The 15826-nt window shown below is 57.5% G+C and carries 11 protein-coding genes; 6 read left to right on the forward strand and 5 right to left on the reverse strand.

Annotation, left to right across the window (positions count from 1 at the left end):
- Positions 1-80: 80 nt before the first annotated feature.
- Both AUP42_RS09340 and AUP42_RS09345 read right to left on the reverse strand, forming a co-directional pair.
- Positions 81-866 (reverse strand): 3-hydroxybutyrate dehydrogenase, encoded by a 786-nt coding sequence (locus AUP42_RS09340; RefSeq protein WP_062951199.1) that lies wholly within the window; start codon positions 864-866, stop codon positions 81-83.
- Positions 867-947: 81 nt separating this feature from the next.
- Positions 948-2558: a sigma-54-dependent transcriptional regulator gene (locus tag AUP42_RS09345; RefSeq protein ID WP_062951200.1), complete on the reverse strand. Its 1611-nt coding sequence runs from the start codon at positions 2556-2558 to the stop codon at positions 948-950.
- Between the two features lie 224 nt (positions 2559-2782).
- Between AUP42_RS09345 and AUP42_RS09350 the strand changes: the two genes are divergently transcribed.
- The 4 genes from AUP42_RS09350 to AUP42_RS09370 all read left to right on the forward strand — a co-directional run bounded on the left by AUP42_RS09350 (position 2783) and on the right by AUP42_RS09370 (position 9509).
- Complete coding sequence (locus AUP42_RS09350) at positions 2783-4000, forward strand: methionine gamma-lyase (protein ID WP_062951202.1); 1218 nt, start codon at positions 2783-2785, stop codon at positions 3998-4000.
- Between the two features lie 652 nt (positions 4001-4652).
- On the forward strand, positions 4653-7037 hold the full coding sequence (locus AUP42_RS09360) for a transketolase (RefSeq protein WP_062951207.1): 2385 nt from the start codon (positions 4653-4655) through the stop codon (positions 7035-7037).
- 165 nt (positions 7038-7202) lie between these two features.
- Positions 7203-8132 carry a calcium/sodium antiporter gene (locus AUP42_RS09365; protein ID WP_062951209.1) on the forward strand — a complete coding sequence of 310 codons (930 nt, stop codon included), beginning with the start codon at positions 7203-7205 and terminating at the stop codon, positions 8130-8132.
- A gap of 231 nt (positions 8133-8363) precedes the next feature.
- Positions 8364-9509 (forward strand): HPP family protein, encoded by a 1146-nt coding sequence (locus AUP42_RS09370; RefSeq protein ID WP_062951215.1) that lies wholly within the window; start codon positions 8364-8366, stop codon positions 9507-9509.
- 18 nt (positions 9510-9527) lie between these two features.
- Here AUP42_RS09370 and AUP42_RS09375 read toward each other — a convergent pair whose 3' ends face one another.
- The 3 genes from AUP42_RS09375 to AUP42_RS09385 form a co-directional block, all read right to left on the reverse strand.
- Complete coding sequence (locus AUP42_RS09375; RefSeq protein WP_231858213.1) at positions 9528-10226, reverse strand: MarC family protein; 699 nt, start codon at positions 10224-10226, stop codon at positions 9528-9530.
- A gap of 175 nt (positions 10227-10401) precedes the next feature.
- The gene (locus AUP42_RS09380; RefSeq protein WP_231858214.1) at positions 10402-10734 is read right to left on the reverse strand and encodes an HNH endonuclease signature motif containing protein; all 333 of its coding nucleotides are present in this window, start codon (positions 10732-10734) and stop codon (positions 10402-10404) included.
- A 39-nt stretch (positions 10735-10773) separates the two neighbouring features.
- Positions 10774-11679 carry a M48 family metalloprotease gene (locus AUP42_RS09385; RefSeq protein WP_062951217.1) on the reverse strand — a complete coding sequence of 302 codons (906 nt, stop codon included), beginning with the start codon at positions 11677-11679 and terminating at the stop codon, positions 10774-10776.
- Between the two features lie 445 nt (positions 11680-12124).
- Between AUP42_RS09385 and AUP42_RS09390 the strand changes: the two genes are divergently transcribed.
- Positions 12125-14437 carry a type I secretion system permease/ATPase gene (locus AUP42_RS09390; RefSeq protein WP_062951218.1) on the forward strand — a complete coding sequence of 771 codons (2313 nt, stop codon included), beginning with the start codon at positions 12125-12127 and terminating at the stop codon, positions 14435-14437.
- Positions 14437-15741 (forward strand): HlyD family type I secretion periplasmic adaptor subunit, encoded by a 1305-nt coding sequence (locus AUP42_RS09395; RefSeq protein ID WP_062951219.1) that lies wholly within the window; start codon positions 14437-14439, stop codon positions 15739-15741. The genes AUP42_RS09390 and AUP42_RS09395 overlap by 1 nt, the downstream gene beginning before the upstream one ends.
- The last annotated feature ends 85 nt before the right edge of the window (positions 15742-15826 follow it).

A 15826-nucleotide genomic window follows, 5' to 3' on the forward strand; every position in this document is an offset into this window, starting at 1 on the left:
ATTATGTAACTATTCGGTATCATTCAAGCAAAATGCGCTGCTTTGCTACCGTTCGGTGTCAAAATAGCTGCATGAAAACTTTACTGCGCGGTCCAGCCACCATCAACCGACATATGCGTGCCGGTCATTTGGGATGCGGCGTCCGAGCACAGGAACAGCGCGGTCTGGCCGATCTGTTCGGGGGTGACGAACTGTTTGGACGGGTGTTTGTCCGAGACCAGATTGGTTGCGGCCTGTTCGATGGAAATGCCGCCTTCCTTGGCCTTGGCTTCGATCTGGCGTTCGACCAGTTCGGTGCGCACCCAGCCCGGGCAGATTGAATTGGCGGTGATGCCGCTTTCGGCGGTTTCAAGGGCCGTTACCTTGGTCAGGCCCATGATGCCGTGCTTGGCCGCGACATAGGCGGCCTTCTGGACCGATGCGACAAGCCCGTGCGCGGAGGCGGTATTGATGATCCGGCCCCAGTTTTTCTTTTTCATGTTCGGCAGGGCAAAGCGCGTTGTGTGAAAGGCCGAGGTCAGGTTGATCGCAATGATCGCGTCCCATTTTTCCGGCGGGAAATCCTCGATCAGGGCAGTGTATTGAATGCCGGCATTGTTGATCAGGATATCGGCACCACCGCCGAATTTGTCGGCGGCGTCCATCATCATCGCTTCGATCTGGTCGGGTTTGGAGAGGTCCGCGCCATTGTAATGCGCGGTGACGCCAAATTCGGTTTCAAGCGATTTGCGGGTGGCCTCGATTTCGTCCTTGTCGCCAAAGCCGTTCAGCATGACATCCGCCCCGGCCCCTGCAAGGGCCTTGGCCATGGCAAGACCGATGCCGCTGGTCGATCCGGTAACAAGTGCGCATTTGCCTGTCAGCATGATGTTTCTCCCTGTGGGTGAGGAGTTGTTCCTCTTGTTAAGTTAGGTGGATCATGCCGCAATGCAACATGGGAGGCAAGATCAACCGGAAATGCCATATTTGCGAAGCTTGCGGGCAATCGCAGTGTGCGAGATTCCAAGCCGTTCGGCAAGCTTCCGCGAGCTTGGATAATCCGGGTAAAGGCGCATCAGCATTTCACGTTCGAGCATGTCCATCCCATCGGCAAGTGTGCCCTGCGCAATGGCCGCATTGATCGGGTCGGTTGCGGTGGTGGTGGTTGCCAGATCGCGGGGTGTTGCGGTTTCATCCGTGGCCGTGGCGGGCGGGTTGCTTGCGGTGGTGGTCAGGTCGCGTGCGGTCAGGATGTCGCCATCCAGCAGGGCGACGGCGCGAAATAGGGTGTTTTCCAGTTCGCGCACATTGCCCGGCCAGTCGTGGCTGGCAAGCCAGGACAGGGCATCGCTTGCGATATGGGGTGTTGCGCGTTCGGTTTGCTGGGCGGTGCGGGTGACGAAATAAAGCGCCAGTTCGGCAATGTCTTCGCGCCGGTCGCGCAAGGGCGGCAGGGTGATGCCAAGGACGTTAAGGCGGAAATAAAGGTCTTCGCGGAATGTGCCGTCATGGGACATGGCTTCAAGGTCGCGGTTGGTCGCACTGATGATGCGGACATCAACCGTGATTTCATCCGTGCCACCGACGCGCCGGAACCGGCCATCCTGCAACACGCGCAGAAGCTTGGCCTGTAAATACGGTGTCAGTTCGCCGATTTCATCCAGAAACAATGTGCCACCATCGGCCAGTTCCAGAAGCCCCGGCTTGCCGCCACGCCTAGCACTGGTGAAGGCCCCGGCGGCATAGCCAAACAGTTCGCTTTCGGCCAGACCTTCGGGCATGGCGGCACAGTTAAGGGCCAGAAACGGCTGATCGGCGCGGTTGCTTGCGCGGTGGCAGGCGCGGGCAAATAGTTCCTTCCCCGTGCCGGTTTCACCGAGGATCAGAAGCGGGGCATCGACTGATGCCAGGCGTTTTGCCTGTGCCTTGACCCGTGCCAGAACCTTGCTTTGGCCGATGATGTCGTCAAATCCGGTGTGGCTGCGGTCCTGAAGCGCGGTCATCACCCGGCCAAGGCGTGCGGCACGGTGAAACACCATGACCCCGCCCCAGGGTTCATCATCGGCGGCATCGGTGCCATCATCGACATGGCCGATGGGTTCGACCTGCAACAGATAGGTCTGCCCGCCCAGCGTGACCTCGCGTTCTGGCAGGCGGAAATGGCTTTGGCGCAGGTCATCAATATCCGGATCGGTCAGGAAATCGGCCAAGGGCCGGTCGCGCAACGGCGCATCGGGGGAGCCTGCGATATTTTGCGCGGCCGGATTGGCCTGCGCGATCAGGCCATTGGCATCCACCGCGATCACCGGATCGCCAAGGGCGGCAAGGGTTGCGTGAAGCTGCGCACGCCGTCGTTCGGTCGGCAGGCGGTCAATCGGTTTGACGTCTTCAATACCGGGGAGCTGCATCAAACGATGGGCCAGAAGCGGAAAACGTTCCGGCCGGATCGCCGGGATATCGGCAAAGATATGGTGGGTTGTGACCTCAAAGGCGCGGATATCGAGTTTGAAATCCGCCAGCACATTGACGACGTCCCGCGTGATGCCGACCCTGTTTTCCCCGGTGATTTCAAAACGCATGGCTGTACCGAAATGTTTACACTGTATCGAAAACTATACAGTCGTAAGGGGCTGTTTTCCAGTGATTTTGGTGGAATGTCGCGGTTGGTGAAGGTGTTTGTAAACTTAAGTTTACAGTTGATCTAAGGGCTGTGGCGCTAAGTAATTGAAATACAGGGGTTTTCAATTCTGGCACGGGCCTTGCGGAGATGAGGGCAGAACACTTTAGATAACGGGAGCCTTCCATGTCTGATCCGCGTCACACCAAATCCGGTTTTGCCACCCGCGCCATCCATCATGGGTATGATCCGCAAAGCCATAATGGCGCGCTGAACCCGCCGGTTTACATGAGCTCCACCTTCGCATTTGAAACCGCCGAACAGGGCGGGCGGATGTTTGCCGGGGAAGAACAGGGCTTTATCTATTCGCGTATTGCCAACCCGACGCTGGCCCTTCTTGAAAGTCGTCTGGCGGTGCTTGAGGGCGGCGAAGCCGCCCTTGCAACCGCATCGGGCATGGGGGCGATTACGTCGGTCTTCTGGACATTCATTGCGCCGGGTGACGAGATCATTGTGGACCGCACGCTTTATGGCTGCACATTTGCCTATTTCCGTCACGGGCTTGAGAAATTCGGGATCAAGCATACCCATGTCGATCTGACCGATCCGAAGGAGCTTGAAAAGGCGATTTCGGACAAAACCAAAATCGTTTATTTCGAAACCCCGGCCAACCCGAACATGCGCCTGGTCGATATCGAAGCCATTTCCGACATCGCCCATAAACATGGTGCCAAGGTCGTGGTCGATAACACCTATTGCACGCCGTATCTGCAGCGCCCGATCGAACTGGGAGCCGATATCGTTGTGCATTCGGCGACCAAATATCTGGGCGGTCATGGTGATCTGATGGCGGGTGCGGTGATTGGCCGTGCGGAAGACCTTGAACAGGTCCGCCTTGTCGGTCTGAAAGACATGACCGGTGCGGTCCTGTCGCCGCAGGATGCCAATCTGGTGATGCGGGGGCTCAAGACGCTTGAACTTCGCATGGAACGCCATTGCGACAATGCGGAAAAAATCGCGGCCTTCCTTGAAAACCACCCGAAGGTCGAAAAGGTTTTCTATCCCGGTCTTGAAAGCTTTGCGCAATATGAGCTGGCGAAAAAGCAGATGGCCCGCTTTGGCGGCATGATCGCGTTCGAGCTTAAAGGCGGGATCGAAGAGGGCCGCAAGCTTATGAATGGTCTTAACATGATCACGCGTGCGGTCAGCCTTGGCGATGCCGAAACCCTGATCCAGCATCCGGCATCCATGACCCATTCGACCTATACGCCCGAAGAACGCGCGGAGTATCAGATCACCGATGGTCTGATCCGTCTGTCCGCCGGTCTTGAAAGCATCGACGATATTCTGGCTGATCTTGAACAGGCGCTGGACGGCGATCAGATGGCGATTGCCGCCGAATAATAGCCCGGCATTTTCAGGCATTTCCCGAACAAGGGAGGCGGACCGCACCCCCCCGAACGATTTGCGGTCCGTATAAGGTTGCGCATGGCGTGGATGCCGTTCCACGCCATGCGGCAACCGCCCTGGCAGGGTTAGAGCCTTTTCCGTTTAGATTGAAGCGATTTTGCTCGCGTTTGGCGAACGGTTTTGCAAGGCACAGCGCGCAAGGGCGATGCGGGGCATCGTTCAAGCGGTGTAACGTAGCGAAACGTCGCCAAACCCGAACCCTTCGGGCCGGGACATTCTTCTGCCCCGCAGCGTCAAGGATCTTGACCGTAGCCCCGCTACGCTCTGCGATCCTTTCCTTGCAGGACAGAAGAATGCCTCCGGCAAAACGGTTCAATCTAAACGGAAAAGGCTCTAAGGCATCCCGAATCGGGATTGAAGACAGCCAAAAATCAATTCCGGGCCTGTGTGCCACATTCGACGAATTTCAAAAAACTTGCGTGGGCTGAACGAGGGTTTTTTGAAAGTTTCGTCAATCCTGCGATTTTTGTTGCTTTCGCTTGATTGGCGTCGCGCAGCAGCAAAAATACGCAATCCCATACCGAAATAAGGCGTGCGGCAATACCGGTGCAACCGGGCCGAAACGCCAGCGAGAGGCGAGATAAAGATGTCAGCACAAAACAGCACACCTGAAATTGGCGAAATGATCGAAGCAACCTCGACCGGGCGCGTGGCGGCCAAGGATCTTGAGATGCTGGGCCAGATTGAAAAAAAGGTGCGCTGGCTATCAAGCTGGACCATCCATAACGCCAACCATATCCGCCCGAAGCGTGATGGCATCAAGGTCGGTGGCCATCAGGCAAGCTGTGCATCGATGACCACATTGATGACAGCACTTTATTTCAACGTCTTGCGCCCGCAGGACCGGGTCGCGGTCAAGCCGCACGCCTCGCCGGTTTTCCATGCGATCAATTATCTGTTTGGTCGTCAGTCCAGGGAAAAGCTTGAAAACTTCCGCGCATTTGGCGGGGCGCAATCCTATCCGTCGCGGACCAAGGATGGCGATGTTGTTGATTTTTCGACCGGGTCGGTCGGGCTTGGGGCGGCGGTCACCAACTTTGCGGCGCTTACGCAGGATTACCTGCGTTACAAGGATATGCTGCCGCGTGGGGAGAAGCCCGGTCGTATGGTCGCCCTTGTTGGCGATGCGGAACTGGATGAAGGCAATATCTATGAGGCGCTTCTTGATACCTGGAAGCATGATATTCGCAATGTCTGGTGGGTGATCGATTATAACCGTCAAAGCCTTGATGGCATGATCGATGCACATCTGTTCCGGGTGATCGGCCGGTTTTTCCGCGCCGTTGGCTGGAACGTGATCACCATCAAATATGGCCGCAAACTGCATGATGCCTTTGCCAAGCCGGGTGGCAAGTCGCTTAAAAAATGGCTGAATGAGGCACCAAACGATGTCTATTCCGCCCTGACCTTCCAGGGGGGTGCGGCATGGCGCAAACAGATCCTTGGCGATATGCCGGGCGACAATGCGCTGGCAAGTTTGCTTGGCGATTATGATGACGATGCCCTGCATGACCTGATGACCAATCTGGGCGGGCATTGCATGGAAGCGGTCCTGAATGCGTTTGATTCCGTTCCCAATGACAAGCCGACAATCTTTATCGCCTATACGGTCAAGGGCTATGCCACCCCGCTTCAGGGGCATAAGGACAACCATGCCGGCCTTATGAATGTGGCCCAGATGGATGCGTTCAAAAAACAGAACAATGTTCAGGACGGGCAGGAATGGGATTATGCCGCCGGTCTTGACGTCGCCGAGGACAAGGTGCGTGCCTATATCGATGCAGCACCGTTTAATGACGGCAAATCGCGCAAGAAGCTGGCAACCGTCATCGACATTCCCGAAATGCCCTATGCCCGGGTTGATACATCGAGCACGCAGGAAGTTTTTGGCAAAATCCTGAACGAGCTTGCGAAAATGAAGGATAGCGATCTGGCGGACCGGATCGTCACCACATCGCCCGATGTGACGGTATCGACCAACCTTGGCGGGTTTGTGAACCAGCGCGGGCTGTTTGCACGCGAAAATCTTGCCGACGAATTCCGCGAACGCAAGGTGCCCTCGGCCCAGAAATGGATCAGATCGCCCGAAGGCCAGCATGTCGAACTGGGCATTGCCGAAAACAACCTGTTTTTGAACCTGGCCGCCCTTGGCCTGTCGCACAGCCTGTTTGGCCAACGCCTGTTCCCGATTGGAACGCTTTATGATCCGTTCATTGCGCGCGGCCTCGATGCGCTGAATTATGCCTGTTATCAGGATGCGCGGTTTATGGTCGTTGCCACGCCAAGCGGCATTACGCTGGCGCCCGAAGGGGGCGCGCATCAGTCGATCTCAACCCCGATGATCGGCATGGGGCAGCCGGGCCTGACCAGTTTCGAGCCAAGCTTTGGCGATGAACTTGCGACCATCATGGGATGGTCATTTGATCATCTGCAAAATCCCGATGGCGGATCGGTTTATCTGCGCCTGTCGACCAAGCCGCTGGCACAGCCGGAACGTGATCTTTCCGATGTGACCAAATCGGAAATCGTATCGGGTGGTTACTGGCTGCGTGAACCGGGCGAAAATTGCAAAATGGCGATTGCCTATTGCGGGGCCATGGCCCCCGAAGCGATTGCCGCGTGGGAAAAACTTGAAGCCGATCATCCGGGGATTGGCCTTCTGGCGGTGACATCGACCGACCGGCTTTATAACGAATGGCAGGATCTGGAACGGGCGCGCCTTGAAGGCAAATCGGACGGGCGCATGGCCCATATCGAAAACCTTCTGAAACCGCTGGCATCGGATGCGCGGCTTGTTACCGTGATCGATGGTCATCCGGCGGCATTGGCGTGGCTTGGTTCGGTCCGCGGTCACGCCGTCGCCCCGCTTGGCGTCAATGCGTTTGGCCAGTGCGGCGACAGCATTGATCTTTATAAATATTATCAGATCGATACCGATGCGATCATCCGCGCGACCAAACGCTGGGATTGATATCCATCTGGAAATCTGCGTTAACGGCCGGGAAATTCCCGGCCGTTTTGCTTTGCGGGCGGAAATGTAATCGGGGTCACTTGCGCTGGCCCCGGGGCGCACACACATCTGCGCGCTGTATGCTGTGACAATATTGATCATTGGCGCATTTTGGGGGCTTTGGTTATGGAATATCTGATGTTGCTGGCGGGCCTTGCCGGTCTGTTTTTAGGGGGCGAGGCACTGGTGCGTGGCAGTGTCGGGATCGCGCAACGTCTGGCGATGCCGCCGCTTCTGATTGGTTTGACCGTGGTTGGCTTTGGCACATCGACCCCGGAATTGCTGGTTTCGGTTGATGCGGCCCTGCGCGGGGTTTCCGATATTGCGCTTGGCAATGTTGTGGGATCGAACATCGCCAATATTCTGCTGATCGTGGGGGTATCGGCCCTTGTCTGGCCGATCCGGGTTTCTGGCGATACGCTGAAACGCGACACGGCGGTGATGATGGCGGCAGCCATTGCCCTTGTGCCGATCTTTGCCTTCGGGATGATGGGGCGCGTTGCCGGCGGTATCCTGTTTGCATCGCTTGTTGCCTATCTTGTGTTTGCCTATCGCCAATCACGCAATGCGCCCAATGCGCTGCTTGCCGATGAGGGTGATCTGCCGGTTCCGGCGCGTGGCTTGTGGCTGTCGCTGATCTGGGTGATTGGCGGGCTGGTGGCGTTGATGTTTGGCGCGCGTTTCATGGTCGATGGGGCGGTGACGATTGCCCGGACCTTTGGCGTGTCAGAAGCCTTTATCGGGCTTACGGTTGTTGCGGTTGGCACGTCCCTGCCGGAACTGGCGACCTCGTTAATCGCGGCGTTTCGCAAGCAGTCGGAAATTGCCATCGGCAATATCGTCGGATCGAACATTTTCAACATTCTGGGTATTCTTGGCCTGACCGCCATCATTGCCCCGATCCCGGTTGCCAGCCGCTTCCTGACCTTTGATTTGCCGATCATGATCGGGGTATCTTTGGTTCTGACTTTGTTGTTGCGCCGTCAAACGATCGGGCGGGGGATCGGGATCGTGATGCTTGTCGCCTACGCCGGATATGTGTTGGCAGCACAGTAAAATATTGCCAGCCAGCACGGGCGCAATCCGGCCTTTTGCAGGGCTTTGCGATCAGGAGCCTTGCCGGGAAAAGTTCGAAAGGAGGGCCCCGTGCCCTCCTTTTTGTTGGGGGATTTATCGGCTGCCGATATTGACGGGAATGCGAATTACAAATACTAGAAAAAATCGCATTTATAAAAAAATTGAACAATAATGAAATGTTCAATAACGGGCCGGAAATGAACCAATCCTATGAAACTTCGCAATTTTCGCGCGCTTTATCCGGCGATACCGGCCAGCACGCATAAGGAAGCCATCCGTGCCGGGTTCGGGGCGCTGATCGGGCTGGGGATTGCCGGTTTTGTTCTGTCGTTCCTTGATCTGCAGGGGTTGGGGCTTTATCTGATCGCGCCGTTCGGGGCGTCGTCGGTGCTTTTGTTTGCCGTGCCAAACAGTCCGCTGGCGCAGCCGTGGTCGGCGATTGTCGGCAACTCTGTCGCCGCTCTTGCCGGGGTTGCCGTCTGTTATGTGATCCCTGATCCGGTTTTGCGGGTGGCAGTGGCGGTCGGGCTTGCCATTACCATTATGATCGTTGCGCGCGCGGTCCATCCGCCGGGCGGGGCGGTTGCGATGGTTGTTGCGATGAACCCCGATATTGCGACCGAGCTTGGCTTTCGATTTGCCCTGACACCGGTTGCGGCAATCACGGCCATTCTTGTTCTGACGGCGGTGCTCTATGCCCGGGCAACCGGGCGGAAATATCCGTTACGCCATTTCGATGACAAGAGCCCCTTTCAGACAACGGACCGTTCCCCGATTGAGCGGCTTGGTCTGGACGAGGGGGAGCTCAACACCATTTTGCAGCAATATCGCCAGTCGCTGAACCTTGGCGTTGAAGACCTTGCGCGCCTGATCGGGGCGGCTGAATTTCAGGTCGCCGCCCATCGCGCCGGGCCGATTACGGCAGGTCAGATCATGTCGCGCGATCTGGTGACGGTGAATGCCCAGACCCCGCTTAGCGAGGTTGCCGACCTGTTTCGGCGGCACGGATTTACATCACTGCCGGTCATTCAGGATGACGGACGTTTTATCGGGGTGATCTTCCAGATCCATCTGATCCGGCGTGCAACCGAAGACGCGCTTCGTCTGGATCGCGGATTGCTTGCCGCGATGGTGCGCCTGATTGATCGCCGTCGCAATGTCCCGATCCGGGCCATTGAAATCATGTCGGTGACAGAACCACGGGCAACGGCAAATACCCCGATTGCCGCCTTGCTGCCGCTGATGTCGGATGGGGCGTGCGATGCCGTCCCGGTCCTTGAGGATCACCGGATCATCGGCATCGTCACCCGGACCGATCTTATCGCCGCATTGGCCCATGCGGGGTTGAAGGGTTAGGCAACGTTCTGGTGCTGATCAGAAAAACGCCTGTTTGATGCCATCGATGATGAACTGGATGGCGAGGGCGGCGAGGATCATGCCAAGCAGGCGGGTAATAACCGTGGCGACCGTCGGGCTCAGGCGTTTGGCGACCAGATTGGCCAGAAGGAACATGGTCAGCGCGCAGAGCATGACAAGGCCGACAACCGCGACGACGCTGACCTGCATCACCACGCTGTTTTCATATTTGCCCATCAGCAGCATCACGGTCGCGATGGAACCGGGACCGGCAAGGAACGGGATCGACATCGGGAAGATCGAAATGTCGTCGGGCTCGTCTTCGGCCTGTGCCGGTTTGGCATCGGTGATCTGCTGATCCAGTTCGTGTTCGTCTTCAAGTTCCTGATGAACCTGTTCGGCGCGCTGGTTGCGTTTCTGGCTGCGGCGTTCAAACAGCATTTCAAGCGCGATCAGGAACAGAAGCGTTCCGCCGGCAATCCGGAAGGCCGGCATATGTATGCCAAAAATGCCAAGCACGCTTTCGCCCACCACGGCAAAGGCGGCAAGGATCAGGAAGCTTGCGATGCAGGCCCGGATCGCCATGCGACGGCGATGTCTGGTATCTGTGCCCTGTGTTAGGACGATGAAGACCGGCACCAGCCCGATCGGGTCGATGATCACAAATAACGTGACAAAGGCCGGGATCAGTTCGCTCAGCATGTCTAGGCTTGGCATCTGGTTTCCTTTGTCCGTTCGTAGGGTCAGGACCCTAAAGCTGATCGTTTGTCATAGTGCCAATTGCGACCGGATTTGTCGCCGCAAAACTGGGGCCGTATATCGGCCCGGCCACGCAAGGTAAACCTTTATGTCGGCGGTAAAATGCAATCGGCTGTTGTCGATTTTCGTGATTTTAACGGCTGCGGCGGCGATTGCGCCCGTATCGTCCGGCATTTTCCGGCCAGTCGACATAATCAACGGGCTTTTTGCGTATCCATCGGATGAATGTCTGCATATCGGGATGGGGGATGATTTTTTCGGGTGTATTGAGATTGCGTGCCAGCGTCGTTTCATCAAACAATCGATGGATCATGCGATGACAGACCCGGTGCAGCCATTCGGTATCCGTGCCGCCCTTTGATTTCGGCGTCCAGTGATGCCGGTCGACACTGTCGCCAGCAATCATCATCCGCCCGCAAATCGGGCAGGGACCAAGTTCCTGATCTGGTGTGGGTGATACCGGCATGGAAGAGGACGTCGTTGTTATCAGAATTATCAGACCGAGCTAGTTTGCGCCGGGCGGACGCCGGTTTTCAAAGAATTTCTGCCATGTGCCCGGTTTAAGGTCGCGCAATGCCCGGATGCGGGCACCGACCGAGGGATGGGTATCGAGCAGGGATGGCGGTTGCGTGCTGCGATAGGGGATCAGACGCAGGCGGCGGCGATTGATCTGGTCGATATGCAAAAGCGCATCGATCATGTCTTCGGGGCCGTTCAGAAGGTCGCTTGCGCCGTGATCGGCAATGAATTCACGATCCCGGATTACTGCGCGCTGCAACAGGAAGCTGATTGTGGGTACTGCCCCGAAAATGATGATCATCCATGCCGGCGGGTTCAGATCGCCAAAGATGAAAACCATCAATCCGAACAGGGCCACCGTCCAGGTCGCGCGATAGAGCACATCGGTCATCAGAAGGATGCGGGTATCGCCATGCCATGCGTGGGCGATCTCGTGCGCCAGAAGGGCGCGCATCTGGCGCGGAGAAAGGTCATGCAGGGCGTCGCTGGAGATTGCGATGGTGGTATCCTCGGCGGTGCCGGTGGTGATCGCATTGACCCCCTTGCCCGGCAGAAGGAAAAGTTTGGGCAGGTAATCAAGCCCGGCACGGCGTGCGAGCATGGCGGCCATTTCGTGAATGGCGGGGAAGGATCCGCTATCGAGTGGCCGGGCACGCAGAAGCTTCATCAGGATTTCGGGTGAAACCATGGGGGCAAGCATCAGCATCAGCGCAACCGCAATCGCAGCGGAAATCGCCATCGACAATCCACCCAGCATCCATGCGCAGGCCGCAAGAACACCCGCCATGCAGGCCATCAGCGGAAAGGTGTGCGAAGCGCCGCCCGGGCTGATGGCAAGAAAGCGTTGCAGGAAGCCGGGGAGATCTGACTGGTTGTTTTCGTCGTTTTCCATGCGGTTTACCGATTCTCTTTCCCTGTATGAAAAGTTGTTCCTTTGCGCCGGAACAGCAAGGGCAGAGAATTTCCCGGCAGGTGGTGTCAAGGTTATGCCAAAAGCCGTGGTATGGATTTGAGATCGCGCAATTCAAACCGGAAAATGGATGATTTCCAGTATGTTGCCCGCGAATTGCGGCCATCTGTTTGATGGCAGGGCGTTGCAGGTGGGGCCGGATTCGCCGCTAGTGATCGTATCGGGTGACGTGCGAAAGGCGGCATTATTGCCCGCAAATCGTTGAACTTCCTTAATTTGTTAACACATCCTTATATGTTGCCCTAGAATAGTGCTTATGCAATCGGATAGGTGGCTCGTAACAGGTTTGTCGCGGGTCGTTTGGCGCGTGCACCATATTTGATATGATACAAGACTTGCTGCGAACGGGGTTTCGGGAAGGAACACAATGACCCTGCTGGACAAAATCCAGTCGGTCCGCAAGGCGGGCGCGACACGGGAAGGGGATCGCACCCCGCTGGAACGGGTGTTCTGGCGGTCGATTGCCCTTGTCGGTGGATTCAGCATGGTCATCAACATGCTGAACATGGTCATCCCGATCTATTCGATGCAGGTATTTGACCGCGTCCTTTCCAGCCGCAGTGTTGATACGCTGCTGTTGCTGACGCTTGGTATCGTGCTTGTCCTGGTCTTTATTGCGGCGATGGAACAGTTGCGTTCCCGCCTTTTGATCCGGGTTGGCACCGCGCTTGATCTTCGGCTTGGCGGGGACCTGTTTGCCCATGTCGTGCAGCAGGCGGCACGCGGTAACAATATGCGCCAGCGACCGTTGCGCGATCTTTATGGTCTGCGCGGGTTTCTGACCGGATCAGGGCCCTTTACCCTGATCGATTTCATGTGGGCGCCGGTTTATATCGGTGTGGTTTTCGTCTTTGATACCCGCCTTGGGCTTGTGGCCTGTGCCGGGGCGACGATCCTGATCCTGATTGCGATTGCCAACGAGGCGGCGGCAAAGATTTCGGTCGACCGGTCCGAAGAAAGCCAGAACCGGGGCATTGCGCAGGAAGAAACCTATATCCGCAATGCCGAGGCGATGGAAGCCATGGGCATGACCCCGTCCGCGCGCCAGCGCTGGCAGGCAGACCAGTCCGATGCCCTGTATTGGGAAGGCCAGGCCAGCCGACGGGTCGGGACATCAACCACGCTTTCGCATTTCATTCGTCTGGCGATGCAGGTGTGCTTTATCGGGGTTGGTGCCTATCTGGTGCTGACTGAAAGCATCACGATCGGGATCATGGTGGCATCCATGATCATGGGGATGCGCGGACTGGCACCCTTTGATGGGGCGGTTTCGGCATGGCGGAGCTGGAATTCGGCACGCAATTCGTTCGAACGGCTAAACAAGATCCTTCTGGATAAACGTCAGACGAATACGGCCCCGCTGCCGCGCGGGCGCGGTATGTCGGTGACTGTTGACCGGCTGGTCTTTGCGCCACCGGGCAGCCGAAACGTCCTGTTCAAGGGATTTTCCTTCAAGACCGGGCCGGGGCAGGTGATTTCCATCGCCGGGTTCAACGGGGTTGGTAAAACGGCCCTTTTGAAGCTGATCATGGGCATCTGGGTGCCCGGATCGGGATCGGTCAAACTTGACGAGATCGAAGCATCGCGCATTGATCGCGGCGAACTTGGCCCGCAGGTTGGTTATCTGTCACAGAACCCGTTCCTGTTTCCGGGGACAATTGCCGAAAATATCGCGCGTCTTGGCAATGCGGAAATGCGCGACATCATTCAGGCGGCCGAACTGGCCGGGGCGCATAAATTCATCCTTGATCTTCCCGATGGTTATGAAACCCGGGTTGAACGGGGCGGGCGCAACCTTTCGGGCGGGCAGCGACAGTTGATTGCCCTTGCCGCCGCCCTGTTCGGGCGGCCGCGCCTGTTGCTGCTCGATGAACCGACAACCGCCCTTGATGACAATGGTGTTGGTCATATCAGTGCGTTGATCGATATCGTGCGCCGGGCCGGGATCACGACCTTTATCGTCAGTCACGAACGCGAAATTCTTTTGCGGGCCGATGCGATCCTTGCCCTTGCCAACGGGCAGATTCAGGTCGTTCCGGTGCGGGCCAAGGCCGATCAGATGATCGCGCCACCACCTGCACCCGTGGCATCGCCTGCTGCCGAACCGGCGCGTGACGGACAAATGCGGATCACGCCCAAACGGATTGCCGTGCCCAATCCGGATGCGCCACGCCCGATCATTGAAAAGAATTCGTCGCAGAATCAAACGCCGGAACAGCCGCCCCTGCCGGCAGGCATCATGCCGACGCCGACCCGGGCACAGGCCAGCCGTGCCGCGCAGGCCAAGGCAACGGCCGGGATCGAACGCACCGAAATGGTGCCGCAACCGACACCTGGCGGAACCATGATGACCATGCGCCCGGCAACCCGTAAAAAAGCCGCGGCAACGGCGGATGAACGTGCGGAACGGATGCGTATCGCCCGTGAAAAACAGGAACAGCAAAGGCTGAGCGCGCGCAAAACCGCCCGCGAAGCCGCCCTTGAAGCCGGTCGCAAGGAAGCCCGTGCGCAGGTTCTGGCCAAAAAGGCCGCCGCCCGGGAAGAAGCCCGCAAGGCACGGCGTGCCGCCGAACGCACCGCCGCAGAGCAGCCGGCATCGGCCCCGCGCCCGAAACGCAGCGATCCGCCGCAGCTTCGCGTGGTTGAAGGATCGGCTAGTCGCAGACAGGGTGGTGCCTGATGGCAGGGGTGCAGCTTCCGACCGCGCGCGAACTTGAAACCGATGTCAGACCGCTGGTGCGGATCGGCCTTCTGATCCTGATCCTGGGTGTCGGGTCGGTGATTTTGTGGGCGGCAACCGCGCGCATCAATTCCGCCGCGACGGCAAGCGGCGTGGTGGCACCGTTTTCGGGCCGCCAGAGTGTTCAGCATCTTGAAGGCGGGATCATTCGCGAGATTCTGGTGCGCAATGGTGCGCGCGTGCAGGGCGGGGATGTTCTGATCCGGCTTGACGATACGCGTGCGCGGGCCAGTTATGACCTGCTTAACAACCGGTATCTCAATGCGTTGGCGACACAGGCGCGCCTGATTGCCGAGCGTGGCGACAGGGACAGAATTCAGTTTCCCGCCCCGCTTTATGATCCGAAATATGCCGGGATTGTTGAATCGCAGGAAACCCTGTTTCAAAGCCGGATGAACGCGTTTCGTGGTGAACTTGACCTTTATGACGAACGGATCAAGGAACTGCGCCGCGAGATTATTGGCACGCGCGAACAGAAAACCGCAGCCGAACAGCAGGTTGGCATCGTCAAGGAAGAGCTGGCGATGGTCAAACCGATGGTCGATCTTGGCTATGCCAGACGGACCCGGTTGCTGCAGCTTGAAAGTCGTCTGGTTGAAATTCTGGGTAATATCGGGCGGTTTTCGGCCGATATTGCGCGCATCGAACAGCAGATCCAGCAGGTCAAATCCAGTCAGGCGCAGCTCACACGCGACAATCTGCAAACCATCAATACCGAGCTTCGCGATATCCAGGGCGAGATTTCCGACCTGAATGAACGGCTGCGATCGGCCGAGGATATTCTGGTGCGGTCCGACATCAAGGCACCGCGTTCCGGGACGGTGACCAATCTTCAGTTTTCGACCGTTGGCGGGGTGATCCCGCCCGGTGCACAAGTCCTTGAAATCGTGCCGCAAGATGACAAGCTTGTGATCGAGGCGCGGGTATCCCCTAACGATATTGATGTCGTTCATGAGGGGCTTGAGGTTAACATCCGGGTGACGGCGTTCAGCCAGCGCTGGTTTGCGCCGGTAAAAGGGATTGTGTCCGATGTGTCGCCGGACCGTCTGACCGATCCGGAAGGCCGCCCGTATTTTCAGGCGATGATCGAAATCGATTCGGAAAGTCTTGCCGAGCATGAAGGCATGATTTTATCGCCGGGAATGGCCGCACAGCTTGAAATCGTGACCGGTGCCAGAACGATTCTCGCCTATCTGTTTGCCCCGATCACCGACAGTTTTGATCGCGCATTCCGCGAACAATAGGCACTGGTGCCCGATTTGGGGTGTCTATATCCACCCTATACAACCTGACAGATTCTGTCAGAGGCGAATTTCGCCTTCCAAATCC

Source organism: Thalassospira lucentensis, assembly GCF_001613805.1.
Classification (GTDB): Bacteria; Pseudomonadota; Alphaproteobacteria; order Rhodospirillales; family Thalassospiraceae; genus Thalassospira; species Thalassospira lucentensis_A.